The following is a 17,870-nucleotide window of genomic DNA, read 5'->3' as shown; positions in this document are numbered from 1 at the left end:
GTTTGAAAACCAAAACCTCGCTTAGGGCCGTGTCCACATTACGTGGGTAGGATCAGGCTTTTGTAGATGCTCTGCCTGCAGCTGAAACCGACTGTAATCAGAAAAAAGAAAAGTATCCTTCTGGACTCCTCCGGCTCGCCAAATTCTGATGGTGCAAGGCAAGGTCAACTCCTGCAGCTGGCTTAAAGTCTGCTATGAGCGAGAAGCGGACCTTTTACGTAAAATGAAAGCACCTTGGGTCACCCGATCAAATCAACCGGTATATGACTTAAGATCAGGTGATTTTAAGCTTAAACAGCCGATATATTGCAACCCGGCCTGAATCGGTTACGTTCACTTCACGGTATCCCTGTACACGCGTTACCCATTCTTTTTGCAGGAAAAGTGTAAACAGGGCTGAGCCAGCGTCACCACCGAGATGGAAACGTCTTTCACTCCAGTCCAAACAGCCGCAACAGGGCTTGCGTCGTGTGCGAGAGTTAAGCAAAACGCCCATTTTCTCAAAATGCATTTTTCCGGCTGATGTCAGTTCCGAGCCATCTGCTTCAAGCCATTTTTCCTGCAGCATAAATTCATAAATATTGACAGCAAGCTCGCCTGCCAGATGGTCATAGCAGGTGCGCGCGTAACGCAGATAGACCGGCGTACTGGAAACGGGGGCTTTAGAAGTGCCCATGGAAAATCCCATCAGGTTTTCCAGCAGTCCGGCGATATGATTGCCCGAAAGGCTGTAATAGCGATGACGCCCCTGCGTCAGGCAAATGATTAGACCGTTGCCGAGAAGTCGGTTCAGATGCCCGCTGGTTGTCGAGGCTGCTATGCCAGCCACTACGCTAAGTTCGGTAGCTGTCCATGCGCGCCCGTCCATCAGGGCGCACAGAATACTTACCCTTGACGGGTCAGACAGCGCAGAAGCCACCATTACCATTGATGTTTCAAGGACATCATCTGGCTCACTGCCGCGCTTTGTTTTAACAAGGTTCATTCAGAAGGTATTGCCCATTTTCGGGTTACTACGGCTGCCCGGGCATCATCATCCGTGATGAGAATGAGCCGGTTACTGTGATCGCTGTACTGTACCAGAATATTGATGCCGTTCCGGGCAATTGTGTCAGCTATTTCTCCCAGCTCTCCGGGCCGTTCCTGAGGTAATTTCCTCACCAGGGGCCGACACACGTTGCAGACGTCAAAACCAGCCTCAGTCAACACATTGCGTGCTTTAAAGCCGTCTTCAACCAGGAAATGTGCATGCGCGCCTTCAGATCCTGTAAATACGCCACCGCCTTCAAGTCCCACTCCGTTTTCACCCAGTACACTACCCAGTGAACCAAGTGAGCCCGGGCTGTTTTTGAGAATAACGTGAATGTCATACATGCTGATTTGTTCCCTTATCAGAAGAGTAATCACGGAATACGCTGGCTACCCGTATTCTGTAGAATGAAAAAATCGACTGCTTGCCTTCTTTCTGAGCGGCCTGATGCATCACATTTCGCTTCCATCCGGCAACAGACTCCTCATCTTCCCACCACGACAAAGAAAGAATCTTTCCGGGCGTAGTCAGGCTCTGGAAACGCTCAATTGAAATAAAACCGGGCGTGTCGGATAAGAGAGGCTTCAGCTCCGAAGCGAGCTGAAGATATCTTTCCTGAGCCTCTGGCAGGGCATCTGCCTCAAAAAGTACTGCAATCATGGTCCGCTCCGTTGTTAATTTACGGGCAGTTTAATGATGACGAAGGCATGTTGCTTCGGTTAGCACCGAAGTATGCTTGTGCGTTAGCCAAGCCACCGGCATGGATAAGCGATGAACAGCAAACTCATAAGTTAAAAGGCGGGACAACATAGAAATGTGGATTCACACGCAACGTCCGCTTCTGGCACAAAGCGGACATCGTCTTATGCAGCAGTCAGCTCTGTGCCGGTAGCGCATTTACCAGCGATAAGTATGCGAACAGAATCGGCAATAATGAAAGACAGGTCTCAATAAGTGGGGACAAATCTTCCCAGCGCCGGACAGCATGCCCTTACCCGGAAAACCATTTTAACTCATGTCATGAATGCGGTTACGGTCGTTGCTTTTCGCCTTATAAAGCACCCTGTCAGCCTGCTGCTTAAGACGGTCAGCCTGGTCTGCCTGGCCGTCAGAAAGTTCAAGCTGGTTTCTGACGTTAGCCTTTACCTGCCGGAGCACAAACATACCCATGCCGGTAATCATTACAAGCAACACGAGGTTCAGCACAACGTCGGCAGCGTTGGCAGAGAACCACGCCATCCTGATTGCATCACGGTCATATCCCGCCGTGACTATCAGGGGATACTGCTCAAGACGGGCGTAGCCATATACCCGCTCGACGCCGTCCAGTGCTGAACGCCACGTAGCGCTGCCACTGGCTGACGTTTTCAGGACCGTTGTGAACAGCGGGCTGGAGGAAAGGCTGCGGTTAATGGCCGTGTCCGGAAAAGGGCGTATATACAACACGGAGGTGTCAACCAGTATCAGCGCCAGGACGTCGCGTTCATGCAGCGTATAGTAACTGTAGAACTGCCGGAAGTAGTCAACCCTTACCATAGCCAGCGCGATGCCGGCGAAACGACCTGCCTCATCATTCAGGCGCACCGCATCAGATAACCTCATTTAATATATGAGGCGCTACCAGTCAACAGTTCCATCTTCATTTGTTATAAAAATGTCACATAAAAGTGTAAAGTTAACAAATCACTTTTTTAGCAGATTCCTATCTGTCATGTGGTTAAAAACCGATCACGATTTTATCATCTATCGTTATTGCTGGGTTTGCGGTGAATAATTCTTAATTCTTTCCTTTCAGTAGCACTATCTGTGTAATTATTATTTTACAAATAGATTTCTAACCGGAATTAAATTGTTTTTTTCGTGAACAGAATACCTTAAAGAGTTGATCATTAATCGTACAGTTAATTAATATGTTATTGATTTTAATGTTATTTTTATTTAAAGGAGGTTTTTTTTAGCTGAACGCTGTATAGCACTATGATTACATAAGATAAATTGATATTTATAAGCTGTTTTGATAGCTTGGTTGCTCTTTAGAGCAGAAGCTAATTTTGATTATGAACCGAGTGTATTTATATCTTGTAATGGCTGCATCTGTGTCAGCTCTGGCTACCGACATGATTGTTCCGGCTCTGCCAGATCTGCAAAAAGTTTTTCAGGTTGATTATTCGCTTATTCAGCTTTCGGTCAGCGGATTTCTTATCATATATGCTATCAGCCAGTTATGTGTAGGCTTTGTAAGTGAAAGGTTAGGAAAAATAAAAACGATAACGGCAGGTTTTATCGTTTTTTCAGCAGGTAGCCTGCTGTGCTATATGGCTGAAAATATCTATTTACTTATGGCAGGAAGATTTATACAGGCCGTGGGTGCTGGCGCAGGACCGGTATTATCCAGAGCTATCGCAAAAGATAGTTTTCCAGCTGAAAGCTTAAAAAAAGCCCTATCTGACATTTCCTCTGCCAGTGCTATAGTTCCTCTGCTCGCACCGCTCGCGGGCGGAGCAATGCTGGGTTATGTAAGCTGGAACTACATATTTTTAACGATGTTCATTTTTGGAATAATCACGGTCATTCTTGCTCCGAAAAGTTTACCTGGTTCAGGAGAGAAGCCTGAAGAATATAACGGCAGCTTTATGACAACCGAATTTTTTTCGGGGACAGCTTTGGTTTCCTTGATTCTGAGTTCGCTTTTTTGTTTTATTACGTTGACGCCTGTAATTTTTATTGAAAATTTAAAGTTTACGCCTTTTCAATACTCACTGGTCTTCTCACTTTCTGTTCTTTTTTTCATAGCAGGAAATCAGGCTTCAAAGCTTAACGCATTCACAAATCCATTTTTACTTTTTGGAATCAATGCACTGTCATTAGTTCCTTTGATTATCGGAAATCCTGATCCAGTTTTATATTTACTCTCTGCCATTGTGTTCAATTTTACATTAGGTGCATATTACCCAGTCGCTCATTTCACCGCATTGCAGATTAAAGGTAATAAAACGGGAGTAGCTTCATCATTGACCGGATTTACGCAAACTGTCTGTGCAGGTGTTATTAGTTATTGTGTAACAAAATCTACTTCTTTAGGGATTGGATTTGAAAAAGTGATGGGGTTAAGTGGATTATCCCTGGCGATTTTGTCATTACTGGTAGTTAGCTATTTAAGGAGAGCGAAGTGCAGAACTGGCAAAGAAACAAAATTGAGAAATCTGTAAAATATCAAACACGTGTTTTTTCGGAAAACATCAATGAGTTGATTGTCACTGAAAGAGAGGGAAAAAAAATCAGACTCGATGATGGAAGGGAAATGATCGAGTTTGTGTCCTGCTCTTATCTTGGTATCGAAACGCACAAAAAACTTAAAGTGGCTGTATATGAAGCAATGGAGCGTTTTGGCGTACAACTTTCGGTGGCAAGAACGCGAATTAAGCCAGACATTTTTAGGGATATTGAAAGTAAACTAAGCGCCATCATGAAAGGTGCATGCACCCTTACTTTCAATGCGGTGACGCCATGTCATATCGCGGTTTTGCCATTACTGGCATCAGGGGCATTGCCAAAATACACTTTTAGCAATAAACCTTATTTCATACTTGAAAAAACAGCGCACGCTACCTTGCAAATTAATCGGGGGCTGTTGCAGCAATTTGGCGATGTGGCGCGTATAGATTTCCAGGATCACAAAAAAATTGAAGAGGCATTTAAGTTTGCCTATGATAATGGCCTTACGCCGATATCTATCTCTGACAGTGTAGGCTCTATGGGCGGCGTGGCGCCGGTTAAGTTTCTGACGAAGTTAATTAGTCAGTATAATGGTTATGCTTATATTGATGACGCTCATGGAACCTCTATCTTCGGTGAAAACGGCTCCGGTTATGTAATGGAATGCCTCGACAATAAGCTGGACGACAGGATTATTATTGCGGGATCGCTGTCTAAAGCTTTTGGTTCGCATGGAGGATTTATTGCATGCAACTTCGAGGAAACGATTAAATTCATTAAAACCTACGGGACCACGTACGCATTTGGCGGTCCTCCTAGCTTGCCGGGAATGGCGGCATGCCTGGCCGCTGCTGACCTACACCTTGATGGCACCGTTGCCAGGAGACAGGTGCAGTTGCAGGACGTTATCGCATATTTTGATGAAAAATTTGCTGATACTGACGTCATCAACAGAGGGACAAGAATGCCGATACGAGGTATTCTCATCGGTAATGAAGATACCGCAATCACGATGTGTAAGAAGATGCACCAACATGGATTCGCTACTACTGTGGCGATGTTCCCTACGGTCGCAGAGGGGAATGCCATACTGAGGTGTGCTATTTCAGCATTACATGAAAAAGAACATATCGATCGTTTTCACAACTGTTTTAAACTAGCCTATAACGAAGTAATGTAGTCTGTCTTTTGCCCGGCCTTTGCCGGGCATTATGAGAAATGGAATATGATGAAAAATATTGCCGGGCTCAGCCATGGAACAACCTTAGTGGTTGCAACGATAGTGGGTGGAGGCATGTTTGCGCTTCCTCTGGCTCTTGAAAATGTATGGTTTACAAAAGGGGTAATCACGTTATCGATCTCAGCATTTTTCATGCTTCTAACCGGATTAATGCTGGTTGATGTAAATTTGCGATTTCCTTCCGGGACAAGCTTTCATACTTTTACAAAGGATCTTCTGGGCCACAGGATCAGCGTGATCGTTAATGCAAGCTTTCTGTTTGTTCTCTATGTAATCACTTATGCTTATATCTCTGGCGCATCGTCTGCCTTTTCCGGGGTGCTTAATAAATTATTTGGCATTAATGGAGCGACATGGTCTGTTTTGTTAATCACTTTTCTGGTTTCATCTCTGATTTACATGGGTGGGTCGACAGCAAATTACGTTATTTCATTTTTCGTTGCAGCAAAATTTATAACTTTTTTCCTAGCCACTGGTAGTTTGCTTGAAAGTGTCAAACTTCAATATTTAACTGACAACCCCGAATTAAATGGCGTCTCTTCGTTTATTTTAATCATTCCAGTCTGCATTATATCCTTTGGGTTTCATGGAAGTATTCCCTCGCTCATCAAAATTTATGGTCGGACTAATTATAAAAAGGTTGTTGGAAGCTTATGTGCAGGCGTATTTATTTCAGCATTCATCTACTATTACTGGTTAACCCTATCTATGGGTGTGGTTGATAAGGCCACCTTTGCAGAAATCAAGCGTTCCGGCGGTAATATAGGTCCTTTCATCAGAATGATTGAAGGCGCGAAAGCGGTAGCATCAATGGAAGTGATACTGGTTTTTTTCGCAATGTTTGCCATATTATCTTCTTTGCTCTCAGCTTCGTTAGGTTTGTGTGATTACTTTCGTGACTTATTGAAAAACCGGATGGTAAAGAAAAATGAAATGTTACCTGTTCTTTTGACGTATTTACCTCCGGCTCTGTTTTGTATTATCAAGCCTGATGGTTTTCTGCTTGCCATTTCCTATGCTGGCATAGCACTTGTTATATGGGCAGTGTTACTCCCGCCGGTTTTACTTCTTGTCGCCCGAAAAAAAGGCGTGGCTGCGACCTATCATTTTCCTTTGAGCGATAATACATTAAAGTTATTTTTGATGGTGGGTACTTTGATGTGGATTTTCATGGTGGCAGAAGTTTTTATCAACTGACAGCATACGCTGCCATTAACACTGGTTAGCTGTCCCCGGAATTAAACACAACATCTATCACACCATCTCGATTCACAAACGTCCGCTTTTGGCACAAAGCGGACGGTAGGCGCTAAAGGTCTGCTATGAGCGAGGAGCGGACATCATTGGATTAATTTTAACTGCTTTCCTGAATCCTTTTGACTATCAGTTATGAACCAGCCCGCCATCTACAGCATACTGGCTGCCGGTAACATAAGATGCGTCATCGGAAAGGAGGAAGAGTGCAACTGCAGCCGCCTCTTCAGCTGTTCCTGCACGGCCCAAAGGAACCTGGCTTACAACAAAATCTTCAAACTGCTGACGCGACGCCTCTGGCATAAAGTGCCTGAAGTTGGTTTCAATCGGGCCCGGCACCAATGTATTAGCGCGGATACCGCGTACGGCCAGCGCAGATGCCCAACTTTTGACCATAGCGATAACGGCACCTTTAGTCGCTGCATACAGGCTTGTCATCGCCGCACCTTCATATACAGAGGAAGAAGAAGTAACCAGAACGGACGCGCCTGAAGTAAGTGATTCCGAGAGGGCTGCCAGCTGCAGCATCGGGCCGCGCACATTAGCGTTCATCATACGATTGAAAGACTCCGCCGTTACAGATTCCGGAGAGCCTACTTCAGCAAAGCCGGCATTTAGCCATAATCCATCAAGTGAACCCCAGCCGTTAATAGCCTCTCCCAGTTCATGTATGTCAGTCTCGCTTGCAGCATCGCTTTTCAGAATAAGCGAAGCTGCAGGAAGCAGGCTGCGTGCACGCTCCAGCCTTTCTTCATTAAGCCCGGTAATGGCTACATGGCCACCTTCATTGACAATACGCTTAGCGCCTGCGAGCCCCATGCCACTGGTGCCGCCCGTAATTAGTATCCGTTTCCCCTGAAATCTGCCCACGCTTACTCCCTTTATTTGGCTGTGAAATCAGCATTTACCTTACGAAAAAAACACACGATTCGTCATCTGTTTCATTACGCAACGATGGGCACAGCTGGATTGCTGCGTGAATGTCCGCTTTTGGCATAAAGCGGACATGTGCAGGCTAAAGTCTACTGTGAGCGAACAGCGGACCACAATACCAGAGGGAAAGCCTCACTGTTAATGTCCGGACAGTTCATGCTAAAACCCTGTATGACGTTTTTCATCGACGATTAAAAAGGGCTGTAAATGGCTACAGTTGAGGTATTAAAAGCGAAGTATCCAGGCGCAGATGCCTGGCAAATGGGCGACAGTCCGGAACTGGTCAGCCAGCTTGCTGACCTGATTAAAAAAGGGATCAAAACGGCCTCCTGCGGATCTCTTACCTCTTATCAGCAGGAAGAGCCTGCCCCTAAGATTGGGAGCTATAACATCATCCTTGATGGTCAGAACGTCCCGGTCTGCGTGACCAGACTGGTTTCAATGCGGCTGGGGCGTTTTTGTGATGTTACGGAGACGTTTGCCCGCAAAGAAGGTGAAGGCGATTTAAGCCTTGAATACTGGCAAAAAGAGCATCAGCGATTTTTCACCCGCGAAGGGCATTTTTCTGACGATATGGAGCTGATAGCAGAAGAATTTGAGGTGATTGAGGTGCTGTAAGATAAACGTTCTGGCGTTTAATTCCTTGCCCTTCGCATAGGCCCGCTTCTGTCAAAAGCGGGCCTGCCTCCTTAATTGTTTATTCATATTGCACAGGCAGAAAGCGGTCAGTGCAGATTAATGACCGGCCCAGACGGCGGGTTTGCGATCGCGCCAGGGACAGGCCCGTTCCAGCTGGCCCGCCAGCTGCAACAATACCGGCTCCTGATTAAATCCTGCTAAAAACTGCATACCGATCGGCAGATGGTTCGTCGGGCTGAACCCCAGCGGCACCGACATGGCCGGGGTGCCGCAAACGTTAGCCAGGGCGGTAAAAGGAGACTGGTTAAAAACGTGATGCATCCAGCCGCGCCCGTCCAGATTGCCCTGATGAAGATTGTAGCGGCCCAGTTCTACGGGCAAAGCGGGCAGGGCAGGCGTCAGCAACATATCGTACTGCTGATAAAACAGACCCATTTTTTGGGTCACGGCGTTGCGCATATGCATTGCGCCAATCATATCCACTGCGGTCAGCTCGTGGCCAAGCCGCCACAGCGCCAGGTTTGCAGGCTCAAGCGTGTCGGCGTTAATCGGCCTGTTCATCATGGCGGCCAGCGCATCGATCCAGGCCGCGGTATTCGATGCCCAGAACCGCGTATTCATTTCTACAAAAGCGTCCCAGCTGCCGATATCGGGCGCGGCTTCCTCTACCTGATGTCCCAGCGCAATAAGCTGTCCAATAGTCTGTTCCAGCGCGGCAACCACTTCCAGTTCGCTGCGCTGGCCATTTAAAGGATGCGTCATCACGCCGATTTTGAGCTTGCCCGGCTCCTGCGCGGCGCACTCCCTCAGCGTCTGATGCGCAGCGGCAATGATAAAAGGATCGCCGGGCGTATTGCCCTGCACGGCATCCAGCAGAGCCGCGCTGTCGCGCACCGTACGGCTGACGAAGCCATGCACGGCGAGGCCCGACCAGACTTCATCCACTTCCGGGCCCATACTGATGCGGCCACGGCTGGGCTTCAGGCCGAACAGCCCGTTGACTGCAGCCGGTACGCGGATCGAGCCGCCGCCGTCGGTGGCATGGGCGGCGGGCACCATTCCTGACGCCACCGCCGCCGCAGAGCCGCCGCTCGATCCCCCGGCGCTGTAGCGCTTATTCCAGGGATTACGGGTGCCGCCGTTAAAGCTGGGTTCCGTGGTGGTGCTGGTGGCCAGCTCCGGCGTGGTGGTTCGGCCCAGCAGTACCAGCCCAGCCTGGCGCATTTTTTGCGTGAGGACAGAATCCTGCGCGGACACGTACCCCGCCGCCAGCCGACTCCCCAGCTCATTACGGCGGCCGCTAACGGACACGCCGAGATCCTTCACCAGCATCGGCACGCCGTATAACGGGCCTTGCAGATTGCTGTGCTCATCCTGCCAGAGTTCAATCACGGCGCTGACCTCGCCGTTCACTTTTTCTATGGCTTTATTCGCCGCCTCTTTGACCTCTTCAGGCCTGACTTCGCCCTGGGTAATCAGCGCTGCGAGGCCCACAGCGTCGCAAGATGTATAGTCTGAAAGATTCATAAAAATCCGATTCGTGGCTGAGAAGACGGCAACACCCTGAAGGTGTATACTGGTTAGTATCTTGTGATACCGATTGGTATCGTATAATACTATCCAGTATCGTTGCAATGAGGAAATATGCCCAGACTCTCACAGCCACGCCTTCCCCCGCGCGATCGCCTGCTCCAGGCGGCGGAAACGCTTTTTTATCAGGACGGCATCACTCGCGTGACCGTGGACGCTATTGCCGAAAAAGCGCAGTCCACCAAGATGACGCTTTATCGGCATTTTGCTTCCAAAGAAGCGCTGGTGCTGGAATGGATACAGCTACTGGTTGAGGATTACAGTCAGGTATTCGATCGGCTTGCCGAACGGTTTCCGGACGACTCCGCCGCCCAGATTATGGGGTTCGGGCGGTTCCTGGCAGATAATCTTACCGGCACGCTGCAGCGGGGCTGCCCGTTTACCAATACCCTGGCGGAAACCACCGGGCAATTCGCGGAGGTCAGAGCGCTTATTTTTGCCCACAAGCAGCGACAGTTTCAGCGGCTGGCGGCCTTGTGTCGCCAGGCAGGTGCGGGCGAGCCAGAGGCGCTGGCAAAAGAGATTACGCTGCTGCTGGAAGGTTTGCAGGTGGTCGCCCAGAACGGCGGATTTGAGGATCCGGCGGGCTTTGTGCTTGAACAATTAGCTATAAAGCTGGATGGCCTGACGGCCAAAAATCCGCGCTGACAGCTCGTCCCCGGTAAAGCCGGGGCTCGGGCGACCAGCTCCGTCGGCATGTTTACCGACGCTGGTTCGCCAGCACAGGCCGCCCGACTGCGTTTGGCAGGCGTTAAGCCGGTACGCCAGCCTGCCAGACCGCGCTTAAATCCTGGCCAGACCGTTGTATAAGGTCATCAGAAAGGCTTCTTTACAACGCATTTGCGCCCGTTGTTGCTCGCTCATTTATTAACACGTCATCCGCAAATAAATAGCATAAATACAGAAGGTTAACCTGATTCCACGCGTTGCTGTTTCGTTAACTTTTTTCACGCCTCCACGCCTGTCATTTTTTTCTTGATTGAACGTTCAATATAAAAAGTCTATAATCTCTCTTATTCAATAGCTGAAACCGATTAAGCGATGCCAAAAGTTGGAATGAAAGCCATCCGCCAGGCGCAGTTAATTCATGCGACGCTGACGGTGATAGACCGGGTCGGCCTGGCCGATGCCAGCCTGGCGCTGATAGCCAGAGAGGCGGGCGTCTCCACGGGGATCGTCAGCCACTACTTCGGCGATAAAAACGGCCTGCTGGATGCCTGTATGCGTCAGATCTTGCTGGATCTCTACAGGGCGGTCGAGCATCACCGCAGCGTCGCGGCCGACGATCCGCAGGCGCAGATCCGCGCGATTATCGATGGCAACTTCGACGATTCGCAGATTGCCGGGCCGGTGCTGAAAACCTGGCTGGCGTTCTGGAGCAGCAGCCTGCATCAGCCCGATTTGCAGCGTTTGCAGCGAATCAACGACCGGCGACTGCATTCCAACCTGACGGCGCAGTTCGCCAGAGCGCTGCCGATAGATGCGGCGCGGGCGGCGGGCGCCAGCATGGCGGCGCTGATCGACGGCCTGTGGCTGCGCATGACGCTGGCGCCCCAGCCGATGGCGCAGGGCCTGCTCGATGCGCGTCAGCTTTGCTATCAAAATCTTGCGCTGTGGCTTTCCGGCCCGGCAACCTAACCCTTAAAGGAGGAGACATGGCCGATATGCAACGCCGTGGACTTTACATCAATGGCCGCGAAGAAGCGGGTCAAGGCGAAACATTCACCACCATCAACCCCGCTAATGGCGAAGTGCTGGCGGAAATCACCTCGGCCAGCCAGCAGGATATCGATCGCGCGGTCGCCTCCGCCGAAGCCGGTCAGCGTATCTGGCGTAGCTATACGCCGGTTGAACGTAGCCGCGTACTGTTAAAAGCCGTGGCGCTCTTGCGCGAGCGCAACGATGAGCTGGCCGCGCTGGAAACGGCCGACACCGGTAAACCGCTGAGCGAAACGGAAGCGGTGGACATCGTAACCGGCGCGGACGTGCTGGAATACTACGCGGGCCTGGCCGTAGCGGTCGAAGGCGAATCCATCCCGCTGCGCGACAGCGCGCTGGTCTACACACGCCGCGAGCCGCTGGGCGTTTGCGCCGGTATCGGCGCCTGGAACTATCCGATTCAGATCGCCATGTGGAAAAGCGCGCCCGCGCTGGCTACCGGCAACGCCATGATTTTCAAACCCAGCGAAGTCACGCCGCTTACCGCGCTGGAGCTGGCAAAAATCTTCACCGAGGCTGGTCTGCCGGACGGCGTCTTTAACGTGGTGCAGGGCGCCGGAAGCGTCGGCCAGGGCCTGAGCCAGCATCCGAAAATTGCCAAAGTCTCCTTTACCGGCGAAGTCAACACCGGCAAACGCGTAATGGCGGATGCGGCGCTGGCTAACCTTAAGTCGGTCACGATGGAGCTGGGCGGTAAATCGCCGCTGATTATCTTTGAAGACGCCGAGCTGGAACGTGCTGTAGACGGTGCCATGATGGCCAACTTCTACAGCACCGGCCAGGTCTGCACCAACGGCACGCGCGTGTTTATTCATCGCTCTTTAAAGGCGGAGTTTGAAAAGCGTCTGCTGGAAAAAATGCGCGGCATCAAGTGCGGCGATCCCACTAAGCCGGAAACCAACTTCGGCCCGCTGGTCAGCGAAGAGCACTGCCAGAAAGTGGTTAGCTATATGGAAATCGGCAAGCAGGAAGGCGCGCGGGTGCTGGCAGGCGGTTCCCGTCTCACCGAAGGCGACATGGCGAAAGGCTGTTACGTGGAGCCTACCGTCTTCACCGACTGCACCGACGAAATGCGTATCGTGCAGGAAGAGATCTTCGGGCCGGTTATGAGCGTGCTGGTTTTTGATGACGAGCAGGAAGTTATCGATCGCGCCAACAACACCGAATACGGCCTGGCCGCGGGCGTGTTCACCACCTCGTTGAATCGCGCGCACCGCGTTATTCATCAGCTGGAAGCGGGCATCTGCTGGGTGAACAGCTGGGGCGAATCGCCTGCGCCAATGCCGGTCGGCGGCTATAAGCAGTCCGGCGTGGGGCGTGAGAACGGTCTGGAAACGCTCCATCACTATACCCGCACCAAATCCGTACTGATTGAAATGGGCGACTATCCGTCCGCGTTTTGATGGCGGTTTTGCGCTTATAACACTTTTTTGCTGCGGCGCAGGCCGCAGCGTTTTGGAGGTTTAATGCAGAAATTTGACTATATCATTATCGGCGCCGGCTCGGCTGGCAACGTCCTGGCCACGCGACTGACTGAGGATGCTGACGTATCGGTACTTTTACTGGAAGCAGGCGGCAAGGATCACCGCTGGGATTTCCGTACCCAAATGCCAGCCGCTTTGGCTTATCCGCTGCAGGGAAAACGCTATAACTGGGCTTATGAAACCGATCCTGAGCCGAAAATGAATAACCGCCGTATGGAGTGTGGACGCGGGAAAGGGCTTGGCGGCTCCTCACTGATCAACGGCATGTGCTATGTGCGCGGCAACGCGATGGATTATGACAACTGGGCCAGCAAAAAGGGCCTGGAGAACTGGTCATATCTGAACTGCCTGCCTTATTTCCGCAAGGCGGAGAAGCGCGATATCGGTGAAAACGATTACCACGGCGGCGATGGCTACCTGAGCGTCACCACGCCGAAAAAAGGCAATAATCCGCTGTTCCGCGCCTTTATCGATGCGGCGGTGCAGGCCGGCCATCATGAAACCGACGATATGAACGGCTACCGTCAGGACGGCTTCGGCCCGATGGATCGCACCGTTACGCCGCAGGGCCGTCGCTCCAGCACCGCGCGCGGCTATCTGGACGTGGCGAAGCAGCGTTCAAACCTGACGATTGTTACCCATGCGCAGACCGACCGTATTCTGTTTGAGGGCAAAACCGCCGTCGGCGTTTGCTGGCTGCGCAACGGCAAACAAGAGCAGGCTACCGCCACGCGTGAAGTGCTGCTGTGCGCGGGCGCTATCGCCTCGCCGCAGATCCTGCAGCGTTCCGGCGTCGGCCCGGAAGAGTGGCTGCGCGAGCTGGATATCCCGGTTGTTCACGCGCTGCCGGGCGTAGGCCGCAACCTGCAGGATCATCTGGAAGTTTATATGCAGTTCCGCTGCAAAAAGCCGGTCAGCCTCTATCCGTCGCTGCACTGGTGGAACCAGCCGGCAATTGGCGCGGAATGGCTGTTCAGCGGCACGGGTATCGGCGCCAGCAACCAGTTTGAAGCGGGCGGCTTTATCCGCAGCGACGACAAGCCGGACTGGCCGGATCTGCAGTATCACTTCCTGCCGGTCGCCATTAACTACAACGGCAGCAGCCCGGTGAAAGAGCACGGCTTCCAGGCGCACGTTGGCCCGATGCGCTCGATGAGCCGTGGTCGCGTCAGGCTGACCTCAAAACACCCTTACGCCGCGCCGTCGATCTTCTTTAACTACATGTCGGAAGATCGCGACTGGGAAGAGTTCCGCAGCGCGGTGCGCCACACGCGTGAAATCATGCGTCAGCCCGCGCTGGCTGAATACTGCGGCGAAGAGATCCAGCCGGGCGCGTCGGTGCAGACCGACGAGCAGATTGACGCCTTTATCCGCGATCATGCCGAAACGGCCTATCACCCTTGCGGCAGCTGCGCAATGGGCAATGACGAGATGGCGGTAGTGGATGCGGAAGGCCGCGTGCACGGGATGCAGAAGCTGCGCGTGGTGGATGCTTCGATTATGCCGCAGATCACCACCGGCAACCTGAATGCGCCCACCGTGATGATCGCCGAGAAAATGGCCGATCTGATCCGGGGCCGTACCCCGCTGGCCGCTTCCAAAGCGGATTACTATCGCCTGGCGCGCGAAAAAGCCGAGGCGGAGCAGGCGCAGGAAGAAGGCGTGGCCTGATAGCTGCCGCGTCCCGAAAGCTGGCAAACCAGCCTGCGGGGCGCTGTCTGCCGTACCTTAATAAAAATGCACGTAACGGCTATGCAGCCCGTTGCGTGCATTTTTGTATCAGCCAGGCTTCCGCAAAATTGCCTGATTGCCTGATTGCCTGATTGCCTGATTGCCTGATTGCCTGATTGCCTGCCTGAACGCCTGACGGCCCTGAACACGTAGCTGTTTGCACGGCCTTACTCTCCGCTTTCCATCATAGAACCAGACGACCGCCGCGCTGCGTGCTTTCTGGTCGTGGTTGGTTATCCTGTCTATAGTGTGCTCCATGCAGGCCTTTTCTTCTTATATCGGCAACGTTCTCCTGTACTGGCGGACAGAGCCGTAACGTTAGCGAAGGCAGCCCCTGAAACTTCTTTGACCGGGACAGCGCATGGCTGAGCGACATATTGTAATTATTGGCGGCGGCTTTACCGGCACAACGCTGGCTATCCATCTTGCCCGCCTGGGCGAGGCGGGCTTAGCGGTAACGGTGATTGAACCGCGCGCGCAGCCGGGACAGGGTGTCGCTTACAGCACCCCGGATCCGGCGCACCGTATTAATGTCCCCGCCGCCCGAATGCAGCTCTCCGCAGCGGAAGAAGGGGATTTTGCGCGCTGGTATCAGCAGTCCGGCGCTGACCGACAGGATCCTGCCGCTCACTGGCATGACGGCAAAGTCTATCCGCAGCGTGGCTGGTTCGGCGCTTACGTGGCGGACCAGTTTCGCCTGGCGGCCCAATCCTGCGTCAGGCTGACGCACTGTCAGGACCGGGCCGTGGCGCTGCGTGACGGACTGGTTACTACGGCTTCCGGCAAAACATTTCGGGCGGATGAGGTGGTGCTGGCCATCAGCCATCCGCCGCCCGCCGTGCCGCAAAGCGTACAGCAGGCGCTGGGCGGGCATCCGGGGCTGATCGCCAATCCCTGGCATCCGCAGGCGCTGGCAGCGGTCGGCGTAAACGAGCGGGTGGTCATTATGGGCACGGGCCTGACCATGGCCGATATGGTCGCTTCGCTTGCCGCGCGGGGGCACCGTGGCCCGGTCACGGCCTTTTCAAGGCGGGGCCAGCTGCCGCGCGACAACGTCAGCGGCGACTATGCGCCCCGATTGCTTGATTATCGGCAGGCGCCCGCCACCGCGCGCGGCTGGCTGCGGCGGGTGCGTCAGGAAGTGGCTCAGGCTGCGGCAGAAGGCCAGCCCTGGCAGCTGGTGCTGGACGACATTCGCGCGCACGCGCAGCAGATCTGGCAGCAATTGCCGCTAAGGGAGCAGCGCCGCTTTCTGCGTCATTTACGATCCTGGTGGGATGTGCATCGCTACCGCATTGCGCCGCAGGTCAGCCAGGCCTTGCAAACCTGGCAACGCAGCGGCCAGCTGCGCGTGTTGGCAGCAAGGCTGGCCGGGGTTGGGGCGCAGGGAGAACAAATCGCGCTGAGGCTGGGGCCGCGCAAAGGCGCGGAAGTCTGTCTTATCGCAGACAAACTGATCGTCACCACCGGCCCGGCACATAATGCGCTGCTGACCAGCGACAGGCTGCTTAGCCAGCTGGCGGAAGAGGGCATAATCCAGGCCGATCCGCTGGCGCTGGGCATCCTGGTCGACGCGCAGTCGCGCACCCTGAATCGTCAGGGCACGGCCAATGCGCACCTGCACGTGGTCGGGCCAGCGGCGCGCGGACGCTTTGGCGAACTGATGGGCCTGCCGCAGGTGGCGGAACATGCCGAAGCGGTGGCCCGTCAGCTGGTTGGTGCCGCGCCGTTAACGCCGTGACGGGGCTGCGTTTCGCCGTCGCGGGCTGAACGGAAGGCACCGTTAACGCTGTTCCACTCGCGGCTGCGCTTTACCGTCACGGGCTTAGCGAGAGGCACCGACCGCATGGCTGCTACATGCGCACGCGGCGGGAAAGCGCCACCACCAGCAGCATCAGCACCGTAACCATGATAAAGGCTATCGGCAGCGAGCTAAGGTGAGCGACAAAGCCAATGGTGGCAGGCCCGGCCAGCACGCCGATATAGCCCAGCGTGGTGACGGCCGGGACGGCGGCGGCCTGCGGCATGCTTTTTTGCCTGCCGATAGCGGTGAACATCACCGGCACGATATTGGCGCAGCCGATGCCGATCAGCATATAGCCCACCAGCGCAACGTGCCAGGAGGGGACGATCACCGGCAGCGCCAGCCCGACGGCGGCGGTCAGCGCGCCCAGGATCACCACTTTTTCGCGGCCGAAACGCGCCACGATGCGGTCGCCGGTCAGCCTGCCCACGGTCATCGCGGTAGCAAAGCAGGCAAAGCCTAAGCCGCCCAGCGTATCCGGCATATCGCGGTGTTCGGTCAGGAATACCGCACTCCAGTCCAGCACCGTGCCTTCTGCCAGGAACACGGCAAAACAGATCGCGCCAATGGTCAGCACGGCGCCGTGCGGCAGGGCGAAGGCCGGGCCTTCCGGCGGGTTAGCGTAGGTCAGCAGGCCGCGAAAGCTGTAACCCAGCAGCAGCAGCGAAACCACGGCGGCCGCCAGGCTGGCGGCAAAGGGCGACAGTCCACTCGCCATCAGGCCGCTGACCGCACCCGCGCCCGCAATGCCGCCCAGGCTGTAAAAGCCGTGGAAGCCGGACATCATCGGCTTAGGCGCCGCTTTTTCCACCAGGATCGCCTGCACGTTCATCGCGCAGTCGGTGGTGCCCACGCCCATGCCGAACACCAGCAGCGCCAGCGCCAGCAGTACAGGGCTGGGGATCACCGAGAGCAAGGGCAGCATCAGGCAGAAGGCCAGCGTGGCAACGGTCATCACCGCCCGGCAGCCAAAACGCGTGGTGAGATGGCCTGTCAGCGGCATCGCCACCAGCGCCCCCACGCCCAGGCAGAGCAGCAGCATTCCCAGCGTGCCGTCGTTGACGCCGGTATTCATTTTGGCGAAGGGCACCAGCGCGGACCAGCCAGCGGTGGCGAAACCCGCCACAAAAAACATGGCTCGCGTGGCGTTCTGCTCGCGTCTTGCGGGCGTTTCTGCGGCGGACTGGTGCAGCGTGTCGACATGGTCAGGCATGAGCGGTGATACTCCGG

Annotated in this window: 16 protein-coding genes; 9 read left to right on the top strand and 7 right to left on the bottom strand. The window is 53.8% G+C overall.

The annotated features are described in order from the left end of the window. Window positions 1-274: 274 nt before the first annotated feature. The 4 genes from QCD69_RS21225 to QCD69_RS21210 form a co-directional block, all read right to left on the bottom strand. On the bottom strand, window positions 275-985 hold the full coding sequence (locus QCD69_RS21225) for an ArsR/SmtB family transcription factor (RefSeq protein WP_253454396.1): 711 nt from the start codon (window positions 983-985) through the stop codon (window positions 275-277). Further along, window positions 982-1,374 carry an amino acid-binding protein gene (locus QCD69_RS21220; RefSeq protein ID WP_253454395.1) on the bottom strand — a complete coding sequence of 131 codons (393 nt, stop codon included), beginning with the start codon at window positions 1,372-1,374 and terminating at the stop codon, window positions 982-984. Before QCD69_RS21220 ends, QCD69_RS21225 begins: the two co-directional genes overlap by 4 nt. Then, on the bottom strand, window positions 1,367-1,690 hold the full coding sequence (locus QCD69_RS21215) for an antibiotic biosynthesis monooxygenase family protein (protein ID WP_079970346.1): 324 nt from the start codon (window positions 1,688-1,690) through the stop codon (window positions 1,367-1,369). The genes QCD69_RS21220 and QCD69_RS21215 overlap by 8 nt, the downstream gene beginning before the upstream one ends. A 348-nt stretch (window positions 1,691-2,038) precedes the next feature. Beyond that, entirely contained in the window at window positions 2,039-2,632 is a 594-nt protein-coding gene (locus tag QCD69_RS21210; RefSeq protein WP_301253449.1) for a hypothetical protein, read from the bottom strand. Between the two features lie 455 nt (window positions 2,633-3,087). Here QCD69_RS21210 and QCD69_RS21205 point away from each other — a divergent pair, with 455 nt between their 5' ends. From QCD69_RS21205 to QCD69_RS21195, 3 genes are read left to right on the top strand one after another with little or no spacing between them, the layout of a single operon-like run. Beyond that, window positions 3,088-4,239 carry an MFS transporter gene (locus QCD69_RS21205; protein WP_301253448.1) on the top strand — a complete coding sequence of 384 codons (1,152 nt, stop codon included), beginning with the start codon at window positions 3,088-3,090 and terminating at the stop codon, window positions 4,237-4,239. Further along, on the top strand, window positions 4,200-5,426 hold the full coding sequence (locus QCD69_RS21200; protein WP_301253447.1) for an aminotransferase class I/II-fold pyridoxal phosphate-dependent enzyme: 1,227 nt from the start codon (window positions 4,200-4,202) through the stop codon (window positions 5,424-5,426). Before QCD69_RS21205 ends, QCD69_RS21200 begins: the two co-directional genes overlap by 40 nt. 45 nt (window positions 5,427-5,471) lie before the next feature. After that, a complete protein-coding gene (locus QCD69_RS21195) occupies window positions 5,472-6,683 on the top strand; it encodes an aromatic amino acid transport family protein (RefSeq protein ID WP_253454406.1) in 1,212 nt (403 codons plus the stop codon). A gap of 186 nt (window positions 6,684-6,869) precedes the next feature. On the opposite strand, the gene QCD69_RS21190 is transcribed toward QCD69_RS21195, so the two are convergent. Next, window positions 6,870-7,610, bottom strand: a complete 741-nt coding sequence (locus QCD69_RS21190; protein WP_301253446.1) for an SDR family oxidoreductase — start codon at window positions 7,608-7,610, stop codon at window positions 6,870-6,872. Between the two features lie 270 nt (window positions 7,611-7,880). On the opposite strand from QCD69_RS21190, the gene QCD69_RS21185 reads away from it, so the two are divergent. Further along, on the top strand, window positions 7,881-8,291 hold the full coding sequence (locus QCD69_RS21185; protein WP_301253445.1) for an ASCH domain-containing protein: 411 nt from the start codon (window positions 7,881-7,883) through the stop codon (window positions 8,289-8,291). Window positions 8,292-8,408: 117 nt separating this feature from the next. On the opposite strand, the gene QCD69_RS21180 is transcribed toward QCD69_RS21185, so the two are convergent. After that, a complete protein-coding gene (locus tag QCD69_RS21180) occupies window positions 8,409-9,806 on the bottom strand; it encodes an amidase (protein WP_301253444.1) in 1,398 nt (465 codons plus the stop codon). A 150-nt stretch (window positions 9,807-9,956) separates the two neighbouring features. On the opposite strand from QCD69_RS21180, the gene QCD69_RS21175 reads away from it, so the two are divergent. The 5 genes from QCD69_RS21175 (at window position 9,957) to QCD69_RS21155 (ending at window position 16,577) form a co-directional block, all read left to right on the top strand. Further along, on the top strand, window positions 9,957-10,550 hold the full coding sequence (locus QCD69_RS21175; RefSeq protein WP_253454377.1) for a TetR/AcrR family transcriptional regulator: 594 nt from the start codon (window positions 9,957-9,959) through the stop codon (window positions 10,548-10,550). A gap of 393 nt (window positions 10,551-10,943) precedes the next feature. Further along, a complete protein-coding gene (betI, locus tag QCD69_RS21170) occupies window positions 10,944-11,540 on the top strand; it encodes a transcriptional regulator BetI (RefSeq protein WP_253454376.1) in 597 nt (198 codons plus the stop codon). Window positions 11,541-11,566: 26 nt separating this feature from the next. Then, window positions 11,567-13,024 (top strand): betaine-aldehyde dehydrogenase, encoded by a 1,458-nt coding sequence (betB, locus tag QCD69_RS21165; RefSeq protein ID WP_301253450.1) that lies wholly within the window; start codon window positions 11,567-11,569, stop codon window positions 13,022-13,024. Window positions 13,025-13,087: 63 nt separating this feature from the next. After that, window positions 13,088-14,776, top strand: a complete 1,689-nt coding sequence (betA, locus tag QCD69_RS21160) for a choline dehydrogenase (protein WP_301253443.1) — start codon at window positions 13,088-13,090, stop codon at window positions 14,774-14,776. Between the two features lie 421 nt (window positions 14,777-15,197). Continuing rightward, window positions 15,198-16,577: an FAD/NAD(P)-binding protein gene (locus QCD69_RS21155; RefSeq protein ID WP_301253442.1), complete on the top strand. Its 1,380-nt coding sequence runs from the start codon at window positions 15,198-15,200 to the stop codon at window positions 16,575-16,577. A 112-nt stretch (window positions 16,578-16,689) separates the two neighbouring features. On the opposite strand, the gene QCD69_RS21150 is transcribed toward QCD69_RS21155, so the two are convergent. After that, complete coding sequence (locus QCD69_RS21150) at window positions 16,690-17,853, bottom strand: MFS transporter (protein ID WP_301253441.1); 1,164 nt, start codon at window positions 17,851-17,853, stop codon at window positions 16,690-16,692. Between the last annotated feature and the right edge of the window lie 17 nt (window positions 17,854-17,870).

The sequence above is a fragment of the Erwinia sp. PsM31 genome (genome assembly GCF_030433775.1).
GTDB classification, from domain to species: Bacteria; Pseudomonadota; Gammaproteobacteria; order Enterobacterales; family Enterobacteriaceae; genus Erwinia; species Erwinia aeris.
Note: the sequence above shows the minus strand (reverse complement) of the source record. Positions and strands in the feature narration are given on the sequence as shown.